Origin of the sequence: Microcoleus sp. AT8-B5 (assembly GCF_036705565.1) — a bacterium.
Taxonomy (GTDB): domain Bacteria; phylum Cyanobacteriota; class Cyanobacteriia; order Cyanobacteriales; family Microcoleaceae; genus Microcoleus.
In genome coordinates, this window is the sequence record NZ_JAUBUY010000077.1 from 1 (window position 1) to 22,095 (window position 22,095).

20 protein-coding genes and 1 pseudogene are annotated in these 22,095 nt (G+C 46.3%); 14 read left to right on the forward strand and 7 right to left on the reverse strand.

The window, feature by feature from the left end; genetic code table 11:
• Positions 1-278: 278 nt before the first annotated feature.
• Entirely contained in the window at positions 279-437 is a 159-nt protein-coding gene (locus QUB39_RS28885) for a hypothetical protein (protein WP_333212558.1), read from the forward strand.
• A gap of 192 nt (positions 438-629) precedes the next feature.
• On the opposite strand, the gene pirA is transcribed toward QUB39_RS28885, so the two are convergent.
• Positions 630-779 (reverse strand): arginine synthesis PII-interacting regulator PirA, encoded by a 150-nt coding sequence (pirA, locus tag QUB39_RS28890; RefSeq protein ID WP_172185012.1) that lies wholly within the window; start codon positions 777-779, stop codon positions 630-632.
• A 286-nt stretch (positions 780-1,065) separates the two neighbouring features.
• A complete protein-coding gene (gene bioF, locus QUB39_RS28895) occupies positions 1,066-2,238 on the reverse strand; it encodes an 8-amino-7-oxononanoate synthase (protein ID WP_333056034.1) in 1,173 nt (390 codons plus the stop codon).
• A 66-nt stretch (positions 2,239-2,304) separates the two neighbouring features.
• On the opposite strand from bioF, the gene QUB39_RS28900 reads away from it, so the two are divergent.
• Positions 2,305-3,240 carry an exopolyphosphatase gene (locus QUB39_RS28900; protein WP_333056035.1) on the forward strand — a complete coding sequence of 312 codons (936 nt, stop codon included), beginning with the start codon at positions 2,305-2,307 and terminating at the stop codon, positions 3,238-3,240.
• Between the two features lie 123 nt (positions 3,241-3,363).
• On the opposite strand, the gene QUB39_RS28905 is transcribed toward QUB39_RS28900, so the two are convergent.
• Together QUB39_RS28905 and QUB39_RS28910 are read right to left on the reverse strand one after the other, a co-directional pair.
• Positions 3,364-3,597, reverse strand: coding sequence for a hypothetical protein (locus tag QUB39_RS28905; protein WP_333056036.1), 234 nt, complete (start codon positions 3,595-3,597; stop codon positions 3,364-3,366).
• 11 nt (positions 3,598-3,608) lie between these two features.
• Positions 3,609-4,730, reverse strand: a complete 1,122-nt coding sequence (locus tag QUB39_RS28910; protein ID WP_333056037.1) for a glycosyltransferase family 4 protein — start codon at positions 4,728-4,730, stop codon at positions 3,609-3,611.
• Between the two features lie 171 nt (positions 4,731-4,901).
• Here QUB39_RS28910 and QUB39_RS30705 point away from each other — a divergent pair, with 171 nt between their 5' ends.
• The gene (locus tag QUB39_RS30705; RefSeq protein ID WP_445243020.1) at positions 4,902-5,060 is read left to right on the forward strand and encodes a transposase; all 159 of its coding nucleotides are present in this window, start codon (positions 4,902-4,904) and stop codon (positions 5,058-5,060) included.
• A gap of 710 nt (positions 5,061-5,770) precedes the next feature.
• On the opposite strand, the gene QUB39_RS28915 is transcribed toward QUB39_RS30705, so the two are convergent.
• From QUB39_RS28915 to QUB39_RS28925, 3 genes are all read right to left on the reverse strand, one after another.
• Positions 5,771-6,898: a type II secretion system F family protein gene (locus tag QUB39_RS28915; protein ID WP_333056038.1), complete on the reverse strand. Its 1,128-nt coding sequence runs from the start codon at positions 6,896-6,898 to the stop codon at positions 5,771-5,773.
• 94 nt (positions 6,899-6,992) lie between these two features.
• Entirely contained in the window at positions 6,993-8,090 is a 1,098-nt protein-coding gene (locus QUB39_RS28920) for a type IV pilus twitching motility protein PilT (protein WP_333056039.1), read from the reverse strand.
• A gap of 94 nt (positions 8,091-8,184) precedes the next feature.
• Positions 8,185-10,191 (reverse strand): GspE/PulE family protein, encoded by a 2,007-nt coding sequence (locus QUB39_RS28925; protein ID WP_333212562.1) that lies wholly within the window; start codon positions 10,189-10,191, stop codon positions 8,185-8,187.
• Between the two features lie 1,375 nt (positions 10,192-11,566).
• Here QUB39_RS28925 and QUB39_RS28930 point away from each other — a divergent pair.
• The 11 genes and pseudogenes from QUB39_RS28930 to QUB39_RS28980 all read left to right on the forward strand — a co-directional run bounded on the left by QUB39_RS28930 (position 11,567) and on the right by QUB39_RS28980 (position 22,020).
• The gene (locus QUB39_RS28930) at positions 11,567-12,160 is read left to right on the forward strand and encodes a hypothetical protein (protein WP_333485221.1); all 594 of its coding nucleotides are present in this window, start codon (positions 11,567-11,569) and stop codon (positions 12,158-12,160) included.
• Positions 12,150-12,839: a transposase gene (locus QUB39_RS28935; protein ID WP_333056042.1), complete on the forward strand. Its 690-nt coding sequence runs from the start codon at positions 12,150-12,152 to the stop codon at positions 12,837-12,839. Before QUB39_RS28930 ends, QUB39_RS28935 begins: the two co-directional genes overlap by 11 nt.
• 100 nt (positions 12,840-12,939) lie before the next feature.
• Entirely contained in the window at positions 12,940-13,734 is a 795-nt protein-coding gene (grpE, locus tag QUB39_RS28940; RefSeq protein WP_333056043.1) for a nucleotide exchange factor GrpE, read from the forward strand.
• 293 nt (positions 13,735-14,027) lie between these two features.
• Positions 14,028-16,181: a molecular chaperone DnaK gene (gene dnaK / locus QUB39_RS28945; protein WP_333212565.1), complete on the forward strand. Its 2,154-nt coding sequence runs from the start codon at positions 14,028-14,030 to the stop codon at positions 16,179-16,181.
• A 132-nt stretch (positions 16,182-16,313) separates the two neighbouring features.
• Complete coding sequence (gene dnaJ, locus QUB39_RS28950) at positions 16,314-17,444, forward strand: molecular chaperone DnaJ (RefSeq protein WP_333212567.1); 1,131 nt, start codon at positions 16,314-16,316, stop codon at positions 17,442-17,444.
• A gap of 291 nt (positions 17,445-17,735) precedes the next feature.
• On the forward strand, positions 17,736-18,026 hold the full coding sequence (locus tag QUB39_RS28955; RefSeq protein WP_333056046.1) for a sulfurtransferase TusA family protein: 291 nt from the start codon (positions 17,736-17,738) through the stop codon (positions 18,024-18,026).
• A complete protein-coding gene (gene rsgA / locus QUB39_RS28960; RefSeq protein WP_333212569.1) occupies positions 18,023-19,273 on the forward strand; it encodes a ribosome small subunit-dependent GTPase A in 1,251 nt (416 codons plus the stop codon). The genes QUB39_RS28955 and rsgA overlap by 4 nt, the downstream gene beginning before the upstream one ends.
• Before the next feature lie 241 nt (positions 19,274-19,514).
• On the forward strand, positions 19,515-20,300 hold the full coding sequence (locus QUB39_RS28965; RefSeq protein WP_333212572.1) for a MotA/TolQ/ExbB proton channel family protein: 786 nt from the start codon (positions 19,515-19,517) through the stop codon (positions 20,298-20,300).
• Between the two features lie 15 nt (positions 20,301-20,315).
• Positions 20,316-21,044 carry a biopolymer transporter ExbD gene (locus QUB39_RS28970; RefSeq protein ID WP_333056049.1) on the forward strand — a complete coding sequence of 243 codons (729 nt, stop codon included), beginning with the start codon at positions 20,316-20,318 and terminating at the stop codon, positions 21,042-21,044.
• 147 nt (positions 21,045-21,191) lie between these two features.
• Positions 21,192-21,861: pseudogene (locus QUB39_RS28975) on the forward strand (IS607 family transposase).
• Between the two features lie 9 nt (positions 21,862-21,870).
• A complete protein-coding gene (locus QUB39_RS28980) occupies positions 21,871-22,020 on the forward strand; it encodes a helix-turn-helix domain-containing protein (protein WP_333056050.1) in 150 nt (49 codons plus the stop codon).
• Positions 22,021-22,095 lie beyond the last annotated feature (75 nt).

Genomic DNA, 22,095 nt, shown 5'->3' on the forward strand with positions numbered 1-22,095 from the left:
AACTTATATTGCCGATGCCAGCTCAAATTCACTCATCTTTCTAAATGCTGTTTTCTGACTTTTTCAGCAAGCCCTAAATAGATGGGTTCTTAGGATCGCGAATTAAATAACTTACAATTTTAATTGTTATTGTGGGACGGGCTCTTAGGCCCATCCCACAAACTTGTGGAAGTTATTTAATTCTCATTCCTTACCTCCCTTGTTATTCCCAGCCTGTCTTTCACACCGACTCTTACCCCATCCTAATTCAGCATATAAGTACAAATCGTAATCCTACTATGGTCATTTTTAATTTGCTCCGAGGCGCGTTTTTGGTCATAGCAATTCAAGGCATGAATCGCATAGCTCAGCAAATTCATAAATACCTGATTCAACTTACCGACATAACATTCTATTTTTGGCAAATCTCTTGGGGACGAGGCGCACTCTACAGATAGAGTTTGTGCGTGCAGGAGTGTTCCCTCTTTCTTCTTCCTTCTCAATAAAAAATCCCGGTTTCTTTAAAAAACCGGGATTTTTCCTACCAACTAAGAGAGGAGTCAAAACTTCACAGGTAGCGGTTGCCGGAATTCTGCATTTCTCGCACAACCCTCTAAACCAAACTACGGCAAATTCTAGTTCCAGCTTCTTTAAAGCTGTCTCATTTCCTCTTCAAGCACCCGAACCAAATCTTGATTGCCACTGGATCTCGCTACTTCTATGCGGTGCATCAGTTGCTTGTGAATGTTAGCGCGGTGGGTTTCTGCTACTTTTTTTACGTTTTGACGATTTGTGTTCATGGTGGACGTTCCTTATATTAAATTTGGTGTACCTGCTACTTCTCTAATATAGCGCTAAATTCCAAAAAGTATCTAAATTTACAAAAAATTTACAGTTGTTGACCGATCGACCAAACTCCTGTATAAGATTGGTCATAAGTCAATAGCGATATCTTGACAATCAGAAGTCATTAGTCATTAGTCAGTAGTCATTAGTCATTAGGCTGATGCCCGATGCTTTTAGGCCCGATGCTTTTAGGCCCAACATTTACATTTAGTCAAGCGGTGCGCGGTACGCACTCAACATTTAGTCAAAACTCAAAACTTGCTTCAGCGCCTCTACCAACTGCTGAAGGTGTGCGAGCTCGTGAGTTGCCATCAGCGAAATCCGAATTCGACTCACGCTGACAGTCGGAGGCCGAATCGCTGGAGCAAAAATACCCATTTCCTTGAGTTTGCTGCCGACTGTTAAAGCGGAGGCTGCATCTTTTAACGGAAGAGTGAAAATTGGGGAGAGGGAATTACTAATTGGTAATTGGTAATTGGTAATCGCGCAATATTTGAAAGTTTCGATATTTTGTCGCAACCGAACTCGGCGTTCTGGTTCTTGCTGTACAATCCTCACAGCTTCTAAAGCAGCAGCCGCGTCAGCAGGCGTCAATGCTGTAGTATAAATCCAACTCGCAGCTCGATTACGCAGAAAATCAATTAAAGCAGCAGATCCCGCAACGTAACCACCTAAACTTCCCAAAGCTTTGCTGAGTGTCCCCACTTGAATCAGTGGTGTTCCCGTACACCCGAAATGTTCTGCACAACCGGCACCGCTAGCACCGAAAACTCCCGTAGCATGAGCTTCATCTACTAATACCATGCAGTTAAAGGTTTCGGCCACAGCCAACAACTGTGGTAGCGGACACAAGTCCCCATCCATGCTAAAGACGCTATCGGTAATAATTAAACACTTGCGATACCTTGCGCGATTTTGCTCTAGCTTGGCTTTTAAATCCTCAAGATTGCAGTGACTGTACTCTAGGGCAGTTGCACCGCTGAGTGTGGCTCCGTTTTTCAGGCTCGAATGGTTGTACTTGTCAGATAATATCAAATCGCGCTTGCCGACAACGGATGCGATCGCCCCTAGATTCGCCAAATATCCCGAACTGAATACTAAAGCATCTTCAGTTTGTTTTAAATTAGCAATAGCTTGTTCTAACTGTCGGTGCAAATCGCGGTGTCCGCTGACCAACCTCGAACCCGTCGCACCCGTACCAAATTCCTTAGTTGCAGCTATAGCAGCTTCAATTAACCTGTCATCGCCCGCAAGTCCCAGATAATCGTTGCTGGCAAAGTTAATCAGGCTGTGGCCTGCTAACTTTACCACAGGCCCAGGGGAACTTTCGATCGATTCTGGCGATCTATACCAATTGGCACGGCGAACTGTGTCCAGGGCCTTCTCTATCCAAGCGTAAGGGTCTGTGTTCATATTGGAAAGCGATCGGGTAATACGTTATATTAGCTGGTGATCAGTTCCTCCCTATCACAGAAGCATATGCCACTCACTAAAAAATACAGATTAGTCACCCGCAGCGATTTTGACGGTCTAGTCTGTGCAGTTTTGCTCAAAGAACTCGATATGATCGACGAGATTAAATTCGTGCATCCTAAAGATATGCAGGATGGGAAAATCGAAATAACAAATAACGATATTAGCACCAATTTACCCTATGTTGAGGGAGTTCATCTAGCTTTCGATCACCATTTCAGCGAAACTCTTAGACACGAGAAAATCAAAATCAACCACATCATCGATCCCTATGCAGCTTCTGCAGCTAGGGTACTGTACAAATATTATGGAGGCCAAGCAAAGTTTCCTGATATTTCTGAGGCGATGATGGTGGCAGTTGACAAATCAGATTCCGCTCAATTTGCCAAAGAAGAGGTTCTGCACCCGCAAGAATGGGTGCTGTTAAACTTCATAATGGACGCCCGAACGGGGTTGGGAAGGTTTAAAGAATTTACCGTTTCCAATTATCAGTTAATGATGCAGTTAATCGATTACTGCAAATATCATACCATCGACCAAATATTGCAGCTTCCTGATGTAAAAGAAAGAGTAGACCTCTACTTCGAGCAAGAAGAAAAATTTAAAGAGCAAATACAGCGATGCGCCCAAGTTTATAATAATTTAGTTGTTTTGGATTTGCGTAACGAAGATGTGATTTATGCGGGAAATCGTTTTGTAATTTATGCTTTGTTCCCTCAGTGCAATATATCGATTCACGTACTTTGGGGACTGAAACAACAAAATACTGTTTTCGCAGTTGGCAAGTCAATCTTTAACAAAACTTCTAAAACTAATATTGGGGAGTTAATGTTGAGGTATGGCGGCGGTGGACACCAGAATGCCGGAACTTGTCAGATTGAGAACGATAAAGCTAGTCAAGTTTTGAAACAGTTAATTGCCCAGATAGAGCAAAATGGTTAATTTGGCTTTATCTTTTTTGCAGTCAGGACTTGAGTCTTTGATTATTTATTTTAATTTTCAGCACTAAAGTCCTTACTACCAACAGGGATTTTTAGGACTGAAGTCCTTACTGCCAACGAGAGTTTATTCCTCAAGGTTTTGATCTGGCGGGTTCTGAACATTGAGATTTTCTGAACTTTTGCCTTTGACTGGTGGCAAATGGTCTACCAAACCCATATCAAAAGCGATATCCGGCAACTCATCAGCGTTATATTTTCCTGGCTCAAACAATCGGCCGGGAGTAAAACAAGGCTGTTTTAATCGTACCACTTCTCCGGGTGAAAACATTCCCCTAAACATTTTGCGTTCGAGTCCCATAATTTCTGCTCTTAAAACAACTTTCGCATTAATCTTAGCAATTTTTGAGCAGCAGCTTCCCAATTAAATAAATCTGCCGTCTCTTTAGCTTTTTGAGCTACCTGAAAACGCATCGGGTCTTCAACAATTTTTCGCAACTGTTCGCGAACCGACTGAACATTTGGCTCGGCCCAATGAGGAGCATTTCTGATTTTTAGATACTCAGTATCGTAACACTTTCCCACGGGAACTAGATCGTAAGCAATGGGATAGCAGTTATCAGCATTGGCGTACTCAGTCGGGCCGCCGTACATAGTCATAGCAACGGGCAAACCTGCTGCAAAGGCATCCAAAATTTTAATCGCAAAACCCTCGCCGCGAAAGGGTGCTAAAAAAGCATCTGCTGACAAGTATAAATCAGCTAGTTCTGCTTTAGTACAAAATTTAGGCTTTACCTGAACTTTTGACTTGAACTTGCCGAATTGTTTTTCGATATTTACGAGGTGTTCCACTATAACATCAGGATTTTTGCCACCATCTTTGATAATTAACTCTACGTTAGAATCATCTTTAAACTCTTCACAAAAAGCTTGAATTGCCAGATCCGTGCCAAATCTATACAAATCAAAAGAATTGGTCATGTGCAGAATATACTTTACATCTTTTTGGGTTTTTTGCGGTCTGGGCAAATAGAGTTGCGAGATTAAAGGATTGAAACCTAGAGGCATGACTGATACGTTAGCCGGCGGACATCCAGCTTTTATTAAAACGTTTTTAGAATATTGGCTGACGGCTAGTTTGTGGGATGAAGTGTTAACAGCATCGTAAATCCAGTAATCATAATCATCATGGTTTTTGGCGAATTCGTAATTGATAGCAAAAAGTTCTAAGTTGAGATGTCCGTTGAGTTCTTTTAAAAAATAAGGTTTCCAATAATGAGACCATTTGATCTGAAATAAATCTGAGGGTGTGGTGTTCATCCACTTCTCTAGCAGGTCGTTTTCTTCTGCTGTGGAATGGCGGCTGAGATGAGAGGCTATTGTTGAAGGTTCGACCGAAATAGGAATTCCCATTTGGTCTAAAGTTTTGGCCAGGGATAGGGTAATGTCGGTGAAGGAGTTAAAGTGTTGAAAGGCAACGTTAAAGTGAACCATATTTATGGGTTATTAGTGCAGGGCGATCGCATCTAATTTGGTATAAATTGTACTTGACAAATGACATAAAATGCACCTGCCAGAGGCAGGGCTGCGGTGGAGACGGGATGGGCCACCAACAAGTAGTTAAACTGGGAATGGACTCCCGGCAGGTATCTCTCACTGAGGCAGATGGAAAAAGGCTGCCGTGAAATCTATCGGCAACGGAACATTGTTGAACGTGCTATCAAGCGACTCAAGCAATGGAGTCGGAGCGCTATTCGATATGAGAAGCTGCCTGCCAATTATACAGCCACGATCGCGATCGCCTGCATTCTGTTGTGGTTATAGTTTGAAAACACGCCCTAGGCAAGAGCACGTGATGGAGATAAATCAACTAGGTGGAACCCCAGCGAGCGTGCTTAGCTGGCTATCAGCATCACACTCAATTTTTCTTCCTTAGTTTACGAGCTGCGCTTGAATGATGCTGTCAAATGTTTTAAAAATTTCCCTCACCATTATACCTTAATTAAGATGCGATTACGCTGTAATATCTCTGAGTAACTTTTTTTATTCTTTCTATTCTGGGGTAGTTCAAATTGGCAAAATATTCTAAAAACCTGCCATTTAATATAATATTCACCGAAGGCAATGAATCTGTTTGTTTTGGTTGGTGAGTTAAAGTTTGAGTAAAACCTTTTGCCATTGATAGCATCCATCAACGACAATAACTACATTTAAATTTATTCGGATTTAACTGTAGCATATTTGGGGTTCCAATTAAGATGCGTTTACCCTGGAGCGTAAAGCCAGGATTAGGCAGCAGTTAAATCGGTCTACCTATCCTACTTGACTTTTGTGACATTTTCGTAATTTGTCACCAATGGGAAGACCCTGGTAATGAAGATTTGGAGGCAGAGCCTCCAAATTGTTTTCTCCTTTTAATAGAGGATGTGCCTCCTCCAAAAGTCTGCCCAGGCAGAGCCTGGGAAAGATTGAAATAGTCATTGGTCAGGCGTTAATTGTTACTAACTAATAACTAATAACTAATTAGCACTTTTTTACAGCTTCTGGAAGACTGCGAACATCGGCAGATACATCGACAGCAAAATTGAACCTACGATACCACCGACGACCACAATCATCAGAGGTTCTAGCATACTGGTAAGTCCTTTTACTGCTTCTTCCACTTCCGTTTCGTAGAAAGCGCCAACTTTCATCAGCATCTTGTCAAGTTCCCCTGTCTCCTCGCCAATTGCCATCATTTGGATGGCCAAAGACGGAAAAACAGCTTGTTCTTGCAAAGCAATACTGATCATGCCGCCGCCTTGAATTTCCTGTCTCGCATATTCGATCGCATTAGATATCGCCTGATTTCCCGCCACATCTCGCACAATTTCCAAAGAATTGAGAATCGGCACGCCCGATCGCGTCAGCGACCCAAATATCACGCAAAACCTAGCCACCGCAGATTTTTCGATCAAATCGCCAAACACCGGCAATTTCATCGCAATTCTATCAATTTGTAGGCGACCTATGGGAGTTTTGTAGTACATATCGAAGGCAATTTTTAGCGCTATAATTACCCCAATAACTGTCACCTGTTGAATCGGAGGCCAAGCGGTACAAAATGAACTAATTGCCAACATCATCACCGTAAAAGCCGGCAAATCTGCACCAATATCCTTAAAGATTTTAGCGAAAGTTGGTAGCAAGAATATGGTCATTGCGAAAAAAATCACGATCGCGATGGAAAGCACCGTCTTCGGATAAGACATAGCCGAATTAATTTCGGATTCCGTCTTGTGATTTTTTTCCATCATCACCGCCAGACGGTCTAGGGTTTCATCTAGTACCCCCCCGACTTCTCCCGCCGCCACCATACTGATAAACAGTTGGTCAAACACATCAGGAAACTTAGCCATCGCCTCTGCCAAGTTTATCCCCTCCTGAACGTCAGCATTCATGCTTCTGAGCGCTCGCTTCAGCTTAGCATTAGAACACTGCTCGTGCAGCACGGAAAGGCATCGAACGATCGCCACCCCTGCATTAAACATAGCCGCAAACTGACGAGCAAAAATAGCCATATCCTTAACAGTAAGGCTGGTAAGGTTATATTCAATTTGCTCCTGAATCTTACTGAAATCAAAGCCACCTTTCGGTTTTTGGCGGATAACGTTGGTAGCCACAGCTCACCTCTGAAAATTTATTAAAAGTTATGACTCATCAGTCATCAGTCATTAATTCAGCCTGCGAACTCCTGACTAATGACTGCTGACGGAACTAATGAGCTTTTACCGGGGCGCTACCAACCGGTGCCGGGCCGATCAAGCGTTCGAGTTCGTCAGCCTTAGAAGCCTTGGCCATTGCCGATTCCCAAGTGACTTTACCGCTCTTGTAAAGTTCAGCGAGGGCCATTTCCATCGTCCTCATACCCAATTTTGCCCCCATTTGGATTTGGGAGTAAATCATCGGAGTTTTTCCCTCCCGGATCAAGTTAGCCATAGCTGGAGTATTTACCATGATTTCCATAGCGCAGCAGCGGCCGCCCCCAACTTTTATTACCAAATTTTGGCTGGCTATTCCCACCAAAGAGTTAGACACCTGGGCGCGAACCTGGGGTTGTTGAATGGGCGGGAACACGTCCAAAATCCGATCGATAGTTGCAGCCGCCGAATTAGTGTGCAGCGTTCCCATCACCATGTGACCCGTTTCTGCCGCCGAAATTGCCAGACCGATCGTTTCCAAGTCCCGCATTTCCCCCACGAGAATTACATCAGGATCTTCGCGCAAAGCAGCTTTCAGAGCATTAGCAAAGCTCTTAGTATCTTCGCCCTTTTGGCGCTGGTGAAACAAACTCTTGACATTGGGAAACACGTATTCGATCGGGTCTTCAACGGTTAGAATGTGTTCCGCCCGCGTCCGGTTGACCAGATCCAACAAAGCCGCCATCGTAGTAGTTTTCCCGGAACCCGTTTGTCCCGTCACCAACAGCATACCCCTGGGTCTTTCCGTCATATCCCGCAAAACCTGTGGCACGCCTAAAGCATCTGCGTTAGGAATCTTAGAAGCCAGAGCCCGCATACAAGCAGCCCAAGCACCCCGTTCCCGGTAGACATTTACCCGGAACCGAGCCAATCCCCGAACGCCGTAAGCGCAGTCGAGTTCCCACTCCATTTCCAACTGCTTGCGCTGCATATTGTTGAGCATTTGGAAAATTAGGATCTGCACTTCCTCAGCAGACAGAATGTCTCCGTATTGCGTCTGAGGAGTTAGTTTACCGCTGACTCGGAAGAATATAGGCGCGCCCGCTTGGATGTGTATGTCCGAACCCCCTTGCTCTACCAGGGACTCCAGTACGTCTTCAATCATCAGACCCATAGATACCTCTCCTCGATCGAATTGATATGATAGTTATTGACCAATCTAGCTCAGTTAAGAGTCAACAGTTAATAGTCAACAGTTAACTGCTGAATCAATCCAAAAAGCGCGGAGTCAAACAGTACGGACAATCAAGCATCTCCGGCTTCAATTCCGCCTGACAAGTCTTGCAGGTAAGTCCCTGCTTGCGTTTGGCTTTCATTTCAGCCTCCAGCCCAGAGTCTGTAAACGTCACCCGCTCGACTTCTTCAAAGGTAGTCGCGCCTTCCCGCACCAACTGCAAGCTGTAAGCAAGCAGCGTTTTCATCCCTTCTTCTACTGCTGCTTCCTTAATTTGCTCTGTGGGAGCTCCTTGAGTGATCAGAGTTTGAAGCCGCTCAGTATTTTTCAGGAACTCGTAAACCCCTACCCGTCCTTTGTAGCCTAGGCCGCCGCACTTCCGACAAAGTTGCTCGTTGTCTGCGAGTTCCTTCCTTTCCTCCACGGGTATAGTGTTGGCTCTGTAAACAGTTAGATCAATTTCTTGAGAAGCCGACAGACCGTACTTGCCGAGTTCTGCTGCAGTAGGCTGGTAAGGAATGCAGCATTTGTCGCAAACGCGCCGCATCAGACGTTGAGCCAACACGCCCAACAGAGCGGCCGAAACCATGAACGGTTCTACGCCCATTTCGGCCAAACGCGCCACTGCCCCGGCCGCGTCGTTCGTGTGCAGCGTCGTCAGCACCAAGTGTCCCGTCAAAGCAGCTTCCAGAGCAGTTTTTGCCGTTTCCTTGTCCCGCGTTTCCCCCACCAGCATCACGTCAGGGTCTTGCCGCAAAAAAGCCCGCAGAATGTTGGAAAAAGTCAAGTCTTTTTCCCGAATTACTTGACATTGGGTAATTCCTGGCAAAGCATATTCGATCGGGTCTTCCGCCGTACTGATATTAACCCCCGGATCGTTCCGTTCCGCCAGAATCGAGTACAGAGTAGTTGACTTGCCCGAACCCGTCGGCCCCGTCACCAAAATCAGTCCGAACGGACGGCTAGCACTCTCTCGCACTAAAGCCAGAGTTTCTTCGTCGGAGATTAACAAACCCAAACCCAACTGAGTGCTGGAACTGTCCAAAATCCGCAGCACGATTTTTTCACCGTACCGGGAAGGCAAGCTGTTGACCCGGAAATCCACCGTGCGTCCCTCAAACACCCGGCGGATGCGCCCGTCTTGAGCTTGTCGGCGTTCGGCAATATCCAGGTTGGCAATAATCTTGAAACGAGCGGTAATCGATTGGACTACCTGCTTGGGAAACCGGAAATACTCTTGCAGCACTCCGTCTTTCCGCATCCGAATCCGCATGAACTCTTCTTGAGGTTCTACGTGGATGTCAGACACCTTTTCCGACAAAGCTTTCGCCAAAATGATATTGACGGCCTTAATTACGGGAGCAGCCTCTGCATCGTCCAAGGTGTTAGCGAGGTCTTCTTGGTCGGTGCTCTCCTCTACTAGCGAGAGCTCGCCAAAATCTCCCTCCCCTAAATCCATCTTTCTCTGCTTTTCGATTTCAGCTTTTTTAGCTTCCCTCTTAACTTGTTCGTCTTGATAAGCAGAAGTAATGTCCTGGTAGTCGTCCGGCGTAATCACTCGCCGCTGCAAAGCCAAGCCGTGAGGCTGTAAAATCCGCCGCAAATCTTCTATGGCGTTGAGGTTGTCGGGATCTACCATTGCCACTAAAACCGCCGCAGGCTCAGTTTCAGTCTTCGCTACGGGTAAAAACCGACCTTGGTGACAAATGTCGATCGAAATCTTCAACGCATCGAGCATAACTCCGAGTTGCTCGTTAGACATTTCGCTCATCTCCGGGTCAAATGCTTCAACGCCGTAGACTATCTTCCGTTCAAACATCTGCTGCTTCTTGTAAAGTCGCAGCAATTCTGGAGGCAACGGCTGCCCGGTAAGTGCTTCTAATACCTCCGTCAACCGCTTGCCGGAGTTCCGGCTATCAACTAGAGCTTGTTTTACTTGCTCGCCGTTGACGTAACCCGACTGAATCATCTTGGTGATAGCCGGAGTAAATTGACTCACAGAAACTAGGGATGTGGAGCGAAGCGGGGATGTGCTAGTCATAAAAAACACTCAATAGGTGGGAAACTCAGTCACAAAAAGTGCTGAGAGGAAAACCAACGTGGGGTTTTAACCCCCGTATTCTTTGCTTATGGATCAGCTATCATTTTCTGGCTCAATCCCTATCTCTCAAGTTTAAGCTCGCAGTCCCCTCTAAGCTGCGTCCACAAATTGACGAGACCTGGGAGGGATTTGCGGGTGCTTGCAATCAAATCTTGTTCGTTGAGTGCTAAGTTGCTTATTTACCTGATTAACTTGCGGGATACTCTCGTTATAGCGTCAGGGCACATCACTTGGGGGTTCCCCGTACCGGGAGAGAAAAGCGGGGCGGGGTGTGTCCCCCTCCCAGACTAATTCTATTTTCCCAAATTGTTTGCTCAAATTACAGCGCCCGTGGTGGCGCGGTTAGCTTTACTAAATTAAATATGAGCTATGTTCTGTGATGATAGCTTTTACGAAAGCCTCGATCGCCCTTTTGAAATATATTTTGATTAATTATCTGCGATCTGTCACTGCCCGATCGTCGGCTGCATGAGCCCCCAGGGCAAATTTTGAGCAACTCTAGTTTTGGGTCAGTAAATATTACTTTGATTATACCCTGGTTTCCGAACCTTTGCGATCTAAGTTTTACGGTTCAGAAATGTTGGAAAGATGCCCATTAGATATCCATATTATCTAAAGATGAGTATCGTCGCCATACCCGCTAATATCTATCATTTGAATGGCAAAAATTCCACACTTCAAGAAACTTCGGCGTTATTGACTCTGAAAAACCACGCCCCCAATTCGCATCAAGATTAAAAACCTAGTGTCTGAGTTACACAAGCACACACCTAACTATTTAGTTCCTCAATACAAATTTCTTTTTCTCCCCACTTGGCAAACTCAGCAAATGGTAAAAAATGGCAGTGTCAGCTTGCGAATAAAACAGCGTGACCGATGATAACTTTAATTCCCTATCGTTTTAAGTAAACCTTGAAACATCAAGCCTCCTAAATGGGAAATATTGTAGTAGACTTAACCGCAAAATATACTTATAAAAGTTGTAAATGCGATCGCGTTAATTAAAAATGAGGAACCAACAAACATTGGATTGGCCCTATTAATGCCATAATATTATACCTAAATATTTAAACGGGGCTTTGAATATTTTAGGGAAAGCTTTGAGCAATGTCTCCAGGTCGGGCGAGACTTCCTCTTTTCACATTGTGCCATACACCAATACTCCGGACAGTTTTTAAAGAGGGATAGGATCGCAATAAAATAGAGAAGTGAAAAAAGTGAGTGCAATCTGAACCCAAAATAAACAGAAAAAAAGGCACTCTTTTAGGTTAAGCTATAAAAACACACAAGCTCAACAGATTGCCTTATGAACATTATGGAATCCATCTTACAACAAATGCCAGGGATTAGTCAACCCCAAAAGAAGTTTTTAATCACTTTATTCTCAACTATTTTACTGAGCTATGGCAAGGTCAACTTCACGAATCTCAGTCGTTATAGTTGTTTGAGTGAAAAAACCTATCGTCGTCACTTTCTCAAAAGCTTTAACTTTCCACAATTCAATCAATATTTCCTCGAACAATCCTTAAATCCTGAACACACAGTCATTGCTGTTATTGATTGTTCTTTTTTAAAAAAAAGTGGCAAAAAAACTGACGGCAAGGGTTATTTTTATAATGGTGTAGCGGGGAAATCGGAACAGGGTTTGGAAATTTCTGTAATTTCTATTGTCGAAATTGAGAGTCGTTTATCTTATAGCTTAAGCGTGCAACAAACTCCATCACGTCCTCAAATAAAGCCCGTGAAAAAACTGCCACAAAAACCGAAGAATAGCAGGTCAAAGAAATCTCGTAAAAAACAGGAGTCTCACAGCTCAACGCCTGACATCACAAGGGTTGATGACTATGCAAAACACTTGAAGAATACTCGTTGTTTCTTCCCAACTTCTGTACGTCCAAATGGTCGCTGATGGCTATTATTATCGCTCTAAATTCTGGGATGCTGTGCGGGAGTTGAATTTAGACTTTATTGGCAAGCTAAGAGTTGATGCCAACCTACGCTATCTTTATACAGGCGAACAAAATAAACTGGGAGCTCCTCGAAAATATGATGGTAAGGTTGACTGTCAAGACCTGAGTCGTCTTAACTTTGTCAAATACATAAAACCGGGGGTTTCATTATATACATTGGTCGTCTGGAGTTGTTGTTTGAATTGCCAAATTAGGTGGGCTTGTATCTCTGAAGTTCAATCCAACGGCAAAATCAAAAATGCTTTATTATTTAGCACTGATATTCATCTACCACCTGAGCAAATTGTTGAATATTATCAGGCTCGTTTTCAAATCGAATTTATTTTTCGTGATGCTAAACAATTTACGGGATTATCTGATTGTCAAGCTCGTCATTTACCACGGCTGGATTTTCATTTTAATGCCAGTCTGATTGCCTTAAATTTAGCCAAATATCAACTCTCTAGTTGTCATTCATCTGCCAAATCGTTTGTGTTTTCAATGGCTTCTTATAAACGCCTAGAATTCAATAAGCATCTACTTTGTACCTTTATTGATAAGTTAGATTTAGACCCGGATTTGATTTTAAATCACCCCAACCTTCCTTCAGTCTTGTCTTATGGTACTTTGGCTGCTTAAAAACTGTCCGGAGTATTGATACACAGTAAATTCGAGTCCTCTAGATTTACCGGGTTAACTGTATCTGCTAGAATTGATAGGGTTCTGTCGCGCAGCTTTTATGATTGACGAGGAAAAACAGCAAGATCAAGATCCTAACTCAACTGGGGAAACCACCCCAGAGGGTTCGCCAATGGCAAGCGAAAATCCGGCGGCATCAGGAAACTCGAACGAATCGGCGGATTGGGAGCTCGAACTTGCTCGAGCTTATCAAAGTTCTCAAGGCGATCGCCCGCCAGCAAACGCATCCGGGGATACCATCACCGGCAGTTCCACCAACAGCCCGACTGCAGACGGGGCGGAGCCTTGGAAGAAGGAACTGGCCCAGGCCAACGATGAAAAAGAGGCTTTAAAAACTCAGTTGCAAGCCACATCGGCTCAACTAGAAGAACTGAAAAATCAAAATCTCCGCCTAGCAGCAGATTTTGAGAACTTCCGCAGGCGTACCCAAAAGGAAAAAGAAGAGCTAGATTTACAGGCAAGGTGTCTCACGATTAAACCCCTGTTGCCGGTAATTGACAATTTCGAGCGCGCTCGATCGCACATCAAGCCGCAAACCGACGGCGAAATGAACATTCACAAAAGCTACCAAAGTGTTTACAAGCAAATGGTAGATAGCCTCAAGCAAATCGGGGTTTCTCCGATGCGGCCCGAAGGCGAACAGTTTGACCCCAACATCCACGAAGCTCTACTCAGCGAGCCAACTGACGAACACGAGGAAGGCACAATTATCCAAGAACTAGAACGCGGCTACATTCTGGGCGATCGCGTCTTGCGGCACGCCAAAGTGAAAGTTGCAGCGGCTGGGCTATCTGTGGTAGCCTCAGATGAAAATCCCGATAGTTCGGAAAGTTAATCGGGATACAAGCTACTGCATTCCTTAAAGTCACTTACCCCCGAATTCTATTCGGGGGTGCCCAGGTGGCAGACTCACCAACTTATTAATTAAAGATGACTAAAAGCACGTCAGCGCTTTATCCAAAAATTCTGAAAAATGTTTTTACCGGTCTTTGATATTGCTTTAGGACATCAAGTTTATTTCCTACAAATCTAGTCTGGTAATGCTTGTTTAAACAAGCTGAGTCGTTTTTCCTCCCCCAACCTGTAGTTGGAGGTTTCCAAACATCCCACAAAGTTTTATGAGGCGCTATGGGAAAAATTATTGGAATTGACTTAGGCACAACTAACAGTTGCGTAGCTGTGTTAGAGGGCGGTAAACCCGTCGTGATCGCCAATTCCGAGGGCGGTCGCACAACTCCGAGTATAGTAGGATTCGGCAAGGCGGGCGATCGCTTAGTAGGTCAACTAGCCAAGCGGCAAGCTGTAACTAATGCTGTAAATACTGTATACAGTATCAAACGATTTATCGGACGGCGGTGGGACGACACGGAAGAAGAACGAGCGCGGACTCCCTATACCTGCATAAAAGGCAAAGACGATACCGTTAACGTCCAAATTCGGAACAAGGTTCACACTCCCCAAGAAATCTCGGCAATGGTACTCCAAAAGCTCAAGCAAGATGCTGAAGCTTATTTGGGACAAACGGTTACACAAGCCGTGATTACAGTGCCAGCTTACTTCACAGACGCCCAACGGCAAGCTACTAAAGACGCCGGTACGATCGCCGGCCTAGAAGTCCTGCGGATCGTCAACGAACCGACGGCTGCAGCCCTTTCCTACGGGCTGGACAAGCAAAATATAGAACAGAAAATCTTGGTCTTTGACCTGGGCGGCGGTACTTTCGACGTTTCGATCCTGCAACTGGGAGACGGAATTTTTGAAGTCAACGCTACCTCCGGTAACAACCATCTCGGAGGAGATGACTTTGACGACTGCATAGTGCAGTGGCTGGTAGAAGCTTTCCGCACTCAAGAAGGCAGTGACCTTTCACAAGACAAAATGGCCTTGCAGCGCCTCCGAGAAGCTGCCGAAAAAGCAAAAATCGAACTCTCCAACCGGGAATCCACCTCAATCAATTTGCCCTTCATCTCTTCTGACGAAAAAGGGCCGAAGCATTTGGAAATGGAACTCTCCAAAGCTCAGTTTGAAAAACTGGTGGCTCATTTGGTGCAAGCGACGATCGATCCGGTGACTCAAGCCCTCAAAGACGCAAGTTTGACCCCCAAAGACATAGACAGAATTATTTTAGTGGGAGGCTCAACCCGGATTCCGGCAGTTCAACAGGCAATTAGCAAGTATTTTGGGGGCGTTTCTCCCGATAAATCCGTCAATCCCGACGAAGCTGTAGCGGTAGGCGCGGCAATTCAAGCCGGAGTGTTGGGTGGTGAAGTCAAAGACTTGCTGCTGCTCGATGTGACGCCGCTCTCCCTGGGACTCGAAACCTTGGGCGGGGTGTTTACCAAAGTAATCGATCGCAATACAACTATTCCCACGAGCCGATCGCAAATGTACAGCACGGCGACAGACGGGCAAACCTCGGTAGAAATTCACGTCCTCCAAGGCGAGCGGGCATTGGTTAAAGACAATAAAAGTCTCGGCAAGTTCCTGCTCAAAGGCATTCCCCCAGCCCCCCGCGGCGTACCTCAAATCGAAGTTACCTTTGAAATCGATGCCAACGGGATTCTCAAAGTTGCCGCTGAAGACAAGGGAACCGGAAAAGAACAAAGCATCCAAATTTCCAATACAGGGGGATTGAGCGAAACCGAAGTCGAGCGGATGCGACAAGAAGCCGAACTTTACGCCGACGAGGACATCAAGCGCGCTCTACTCGTCGAACTCAAAAATCAAGCTGACTCCCTCGTCTATAATTGTGGTGTAACTTTAAAAACCAACGCGCAACTGCTGAGTGACGAGCTCAAGGCCGAAGCGGAAACAGCCGCAGCAGCCTTGCGGGCAGCGATGAGTAACCCCGACATCACAATCGAGGAACTCACCCCCGCAATCGAATCTTTCAAGCAACTGCTATACTCGCTGGGGACAGCAGTCTACGACCAAGCCCGCAGCGGGGTAGCCCCGTCAGGAGCTGTTGTTGAAAGCGAGATGATGTCAGAAGTAGAATCATCAGAACCAGAAGAGGTTAAAGCGGACGACGACAGCATTTTGCTGAAAGAAGAGCTGCTGGTGGCGCCCCAAGCTCCGCCGGCACCAAAGCCGGAACCAAAGCCGGCACCAAAGCCGGAACCAAAGCCGGAGCGACAGTCAAAACGACAGCCAAGTCCACAGTCAAATCCACAGTCAAGTCCACAGTCAAATCCACAGTCAAGTCCACAGTCAAGTCCACAGTCAAAACAAAAACAGAAGGTTCCCGAACCAGAAGTTGATGATATGAATCCTTTCCTTTAAAACAGAAAAGCTAAAAATTAAAAGTTAAAAATTAACAATGAGAATTTTTGATTTTTAATCTGTAATTTCAGGAAAGGTAGCCCGTTTCTTTTTCGTACACTTTTTGTTATTTACCTCCAGGCAAGCAGCTCTATGGCCGGTGATTACTATGAAATATTAGGCGTTTCTCGCAGCGCAGACAAAGAAGAAATTAAGCGTGCTTACCGCCGCCTAGCTCGCAAGTACCATCCAGATGTCAACAAAGAATCCGGTGCCGAGGAGCGGTTTAAAGAAATTAACCGCGCCTACGAGGTACTCTCAGAACCAGAAACCCGCGCCCGTTTCGACCGTTTCGGCGAAGCAGGCGTCAGCGGTGCAGGCGCGCCTGGGTTCCAAGACTTTGGTGACAGCTTTGCCGATATTTTTGAAAGCTTCTTTCAGGGCTTTCAGGGAGGCGTCGGTGGGCCACAACAGCAAGGTCGCAGGCGCAGCGGGCCGGTGCGCGGAGACGATTTGCGCCTCGATTTGCGGCTGGATTTTCGAGAAGCAGTGTTTGGTGGGGAAAAAGAACTCCGCATCAAGCATCTAGAAACCTGCGAAACTTGCACCGGGACTGGCGCGAAACCGGGAACCAGACCACAAACCTGCTCGACTTGTACCGGCAGTGGTCAAGTCCGACGCGCTACCCGCACTCCTTTCGGCAGCTTTACTCAAGTTTCAGTTTGCCCCACTTGCAGCGGCACCGGGCAAGTGATTGAGGATAAGTGCGAAACTTGTGGCGGCCGAGGCCAGAAAGAAGTGATGAAAAAGCTGAAAATCACAATTCCGGCTGGGGTTGACAACGGTACTCGCTTGCGGGTTTCCAATGAAGGGGATGCCGGCAAACTGGGCGGGCCGCCTGGGGATCTTTACGTGTTCTTGGCGGTGAATGAAGACCCGCTATTTAAGCGCGACGGCACTAACGTTAGCTCGGAAGTTAAGATTAGTTATTTGCAAGCAATTTTAGGGTGCCGGTTGGAAGTGGAAACCGTAGACGGGCCGACGGAATTGTTGATTCCTAGCGGAACTCAGGCCAATACTGTTTTGACTTTGGAGAAAAAAGGGGTGCCTCGGTTGGGAAATCCAGTCAGTCGCGGCGATCATTTGATTACGGTGTCTATTGACATTCCGACTAAGGTGACGGCTGAGGAACGGGAATTGCTGATGCAGCTTGCTAAGCTGAAGGGCGATCGTACTGGTAAAGGCGGTTTGGAAGGATTTCTGGGCAATTTGTTTCAGAAATAAGCAATTTTTGACACCAATTGGTGTCAAATTTTCCTGTTTCAGGATTCCCCAGCCATTGGTTTTAGTATTTGTCAAAAAATTGTGTGGAATTGCTCACAAAAATCTCAGGTGGGACGCTTCCTGGGCATTGCGTTTCAGCAGCGCTCAAAAAAGTGAGCGCAATTGCGCTCACTTTTTTCAGAAAGAATAACAGTCTGTGTCCAATTGGACACAAAATTTTAGATTCTCCAGTTTCCAGGCAACTTGTTTAAAAAACTACGGCTTTCAGGATTTGAGATTGCAAAAAGTATTATGAATTCAACATCGAAAATTGAAAATCCCAAATCCCCAGATGCCAAAATCGATCTGCGGGGTACTCCGTGTCCTCTGAATTTTGTCCGCACTAAACTGCGCTTGGAGCAAATGGCACCGGGAGCAGTTTTGGAAGTGTGGCTGGATGCTGGGGAGCCGATCGAACAAGTGCCCGATAGTCTGAAAATGGAAGGGTACCAGATTCTGGAAACGCAATTTGTCGCGGATGGGCCGGAGTCGGGCTATTTTTCCATGAAAGTGCAGCGCCCCGAACACCAGGAAGCAGGATGAGCCTGAATTCACCCTCGATCGTGGGTACTGTAATTGCTGTTCAGGCTAACTTCTACCAAGTGAGGTTAGATCCCGAAGTCTCCATTGACGGGGAAAAGGCCCCCCTTGCAGATTCTCCGATTCTCTTGTGCACTCGTCGCACTCGACTCAAAAAAATTGGCCAACAGGTGATGGTGGGCGATCGGGTGGTGGTAGACGAACCGGACTGGACTGACCGCCGGGGAGCAATTTCTGAAGTCTTCCCCCGCCAAACAGAACTCAACCGCCCGCCTGTAGCTAATGCCGATCGCATTCTCCTGGTTTTTGCCCTCGCCGAACCAGACTTAGATCCCGCATCATTAACTCGGTTTTTAGTCAAGGCAGAATCTACAGGTTTAGAGGTGAGTTTGTGCCTGAACAAATGCGATTTGGTCACGCCCGATGAGTTGGAACAGTGGCGCGATCGGCTTTCAGGCTGGGGCTACGAACCAATGTTTATTAGCGTCCGCAGCGGTTTAGGAGTTCATGAAGCCCCCGCTAAGGGTCAAAATGAAATTTTTGCCTCGGAACCGCATTTCAATGACTTAGCGGAGAAAATAGAGCCATCTCTGCTGATTTATGAGGATAACCCCCACCTTCCAAATTCGGTCAAGCCGTTACATCCGTTAAATCCCGTACATATGCCGTTGCCGAACTTGCTTCTAGACCACCTGCAAGGAAGAATAACGGTAATTTGTGGCCCTTCTGGGGTTGGCAAGTCCAGCTTGATCAACCAACTGATCCCGGCCCTGAATCTGCGAGTGAACGCTGTTTCCGGCAAACTCGGCCGCGGGCGCCACACGACTCGCCACGTCGAACTATTTGAACTCCCCGGCGGCGGACTTTTGGCCGATACTCCGGGCTTTAATCAACCGGCTCTCGAATGCGATCCGTCCGAGTTAGCGGAATATTTCCCAGAAGCGCGCCAGAGGCTGGCTTTGGGTAGCTGCCAGTTTAGCGACTGTTCGCACCGAGACGAGCCTAACTGTGTCGTGCGGGGGGGTTGGGAGCGCTATGAGTATTACTTGCAGTTTCTCGAAGAGGCGATCGTCCGCGAACAAGCTCTGCAAAACTCCAGCAGCGCCGAATCGAGTTTGAAGCAGCAAACCAAGTCGGATGGTACGCAGCATTACGAACCGAAGCTGCAAACTAAAAAATATCGCCGCTCTTCCCGCCGCCTTCAACACCAGTCACTCCAAGATATGTGTCAAGACTTAGAGGAATTGTGAGGAAGTCGCCGCCCATCGGCCGTAGGTACTAGAAAACCGTACCAAGACTTACCCAGAAACCGGGTTTCCTTGACGAAAATACTTAGTTGCACCCCAAGGGGCTGTTCGCAAAACCGGCTTTCTTTAGTGGCGAGTGCGTAAGTCCTGAGTACATTAATAGCTAAAATTAAATGGCCTTAGATTTGTAAAAAAAAGTAGAACAGAAGCAAAAGTTAGCGGGTACTGCAGGAGCAAAAATATTGTGAATATTCAAGAACTGTTTCAAAAAGGCGGCCCCGCCATGTGGCCCCTGTTGGTGTTATCGATTTTATCTTTGAGTACAATTATCGAGCGTTTGTGGTTTTGGGCAAGCCTCCTGAGCAAAGAAAAGCAGATAGTTAGCCGCATTCTGGAAGCCGCTCGCAGCGATTGGGGGGTGGCTAACGAGATGGCCAGACAAGCTAACAGACAGCCGATCGGGCGATTTCTTTCTGCACCCCTGCGGCTCTACAATCCCGAACCAGATTTATTTCGACTCGCACTCGAAGCAGCAGCCGATGAAGAGTTGGCTTCGATGCGCCGCGGCGACAAAATCTTAGAAGCTACGATCGCTCTGGCGCCTTTGCTGGGCTTGCTGGGAACAGTCCTGGGCTTGATTAACTCGCTCAGTTCCATCCGTCTGGGCGACATCGGCACGGCGGCCACGAGTGGCGTGACATCGGGCATTGGCGAATCGCTGATTACGACTGCTACTGGGATGGTAGTAGCAATTTTTACCTTGGTGTTTTATCGGATATTTCAAGCTTTTTTGTTCAACCAGGCAAAAATATTTCGCAAAGCTGGAAATGAACTCGAATTGCTTTACAGACAATACTGGCCTGCTGCTAATGCTAAGGGTCGAGCGCCCGGTGCCGAATACAGCAATTCTTCCTTTGGTGCAGATGGTTTGAACAGGCGTTCTCTCAATTCTCAAGAACCGGGAGAACGGAATCGGGAGCCGAAATTGAAAGGTTCCGATCCGGCTGAAGATTCTCCTTCTAATAATTAAAACTCCTGAGAACTAATGAAGATTAATCTAGATACTCCTGCTGAAGAGGCTCGGATTGAACTGGTGCCTTTAATTGACGTGATATTTTGCATTCTGACGTTTTTTCTCCTGGCGGCTTTGCAACTGACTCGCCAGCAAGCCATTAATGTCGATTTGCCTAAAGCGAAGACTGGACAAACGCAGATGCGAGAGATGCTGATTGTCAGCATTGACGATTTCGGGCAAACTTATATCGACCAATTGCCTGTTAATTACCAACAGCTCGATCGAGTTTTAAAGAGTTTCCAAAGCCAAAATCCTACGGGGTTGATGGTGCTGTACGCTCCTCAAAATGCTAGATATGCCAAGGTTGTCGAGGTTTTAGACAAATTGAGAGAGGTAGGGGGCGATCGAGTTGCCCTGGCAACTCTTCCTAGTTCGGCTTCCTCCCCATTGCCCAATCCCTCGCTTCCCAATTCTGGCATTCCCGCGACACCTGCGATCGGCAATTCAGGTCAACCTCTGCCGTCTCCTGTGCCTCCGGGGCAGCAACAGTTCAACCCCAATCAGTTTCAATCCCCTCTCCCCGCTCCCGGGCAGCAGCAGTTCAATCCGAATCAGTTTCAATCCCCTCTCCCGGCTCCTGGGCAGCCTAGCAACTTTGGGGCAAATCAGGGCATTCCTCCTGTTTCGCCTGCACCCGCTGCTCCCAATTTCAGTCCTGGAGTCGCCACTCCACCGCAAGATGGCGGGCCCTCCAATTAGTTAGGAAGAAGGTTCGGCAACGGATTGTGTAAGGGATGTAACGGATGTCAGTCCGATGTCCGTCGGAAGAAGGGAGAAGGAAGAAGGGAGAACAGAGCTAGTCCCTAGGTAGCGAATAAATAGACAAAATGATACACTTATAGACAAATATGCGGTGTACCATTTTGTTTAAGCTCGCGCGTTTTCGCAAAAAAGCTGGGATTGTCAGTAAAAACACTCCAACGTTGGGACGTTTCAGGGAAGTTGCAAGCCTTGCGCACCCTGTCAGGTCATCGGTTCTACACCGAAGATGATCTCTTGATAGCCAACGGATTGAAGCCCATAGAAGCCAACCGAAAAACGGTCGTCTACCGCCCTTGTTTCGTCCAGTGGACAGAAACCGGAACTCAAAAATCAGATGCTGGCAATGGAAGCTTTCTGCCCTTGTCGAGGATTAACAGTCGATGATTGGGTGTCAGAAATTGGGGGCGGACTAAATTTTAAAAGGAAAAAGTTTCTAGCAATCATGCTGTCAATGCTCAAAGGTGAAATATCAATAATTGTAATTGCACACAAAGACAGAATGTGTCGCTTTGCTTTTGAATTCATCCAAGAGCTTGCCACGTCGGTTGGATGCGAAATTGTAGTCGCCAATCAATTATCGTTGTCCCCCCAGCATGAATTAGTAGAAGATTTGATGGCGATAATCCACTGCTTCTCTTGCCGTCTATACGGTCTACGAAATTACTCCAAAGAGCTCAAAGAAAACCTAAAAAATGCTATTGACAAGCCCGTACAAGAACTGGCAAAATTGAGCAATCAAGAAATACAGTGTTGAGGTCGAACAATGCTTCTGTCCATCAAAACAAAGCTAAAGCTAAGCAAAAGTCAAGCCACAATAATGAGCAAGCACGCTGGAATAGCAAGGTTTACTTATAATTGGGGCTTGGCTACTTGGAGTAATCTTTATCAAGATGGACTGAAGCCAAATAAATAGGGAGCATGTCACTTTTGCAATAAGTATTTATACTTGTGCAGTTTTTGGCGGTCTACCAATTAAGCCATTTAAGTA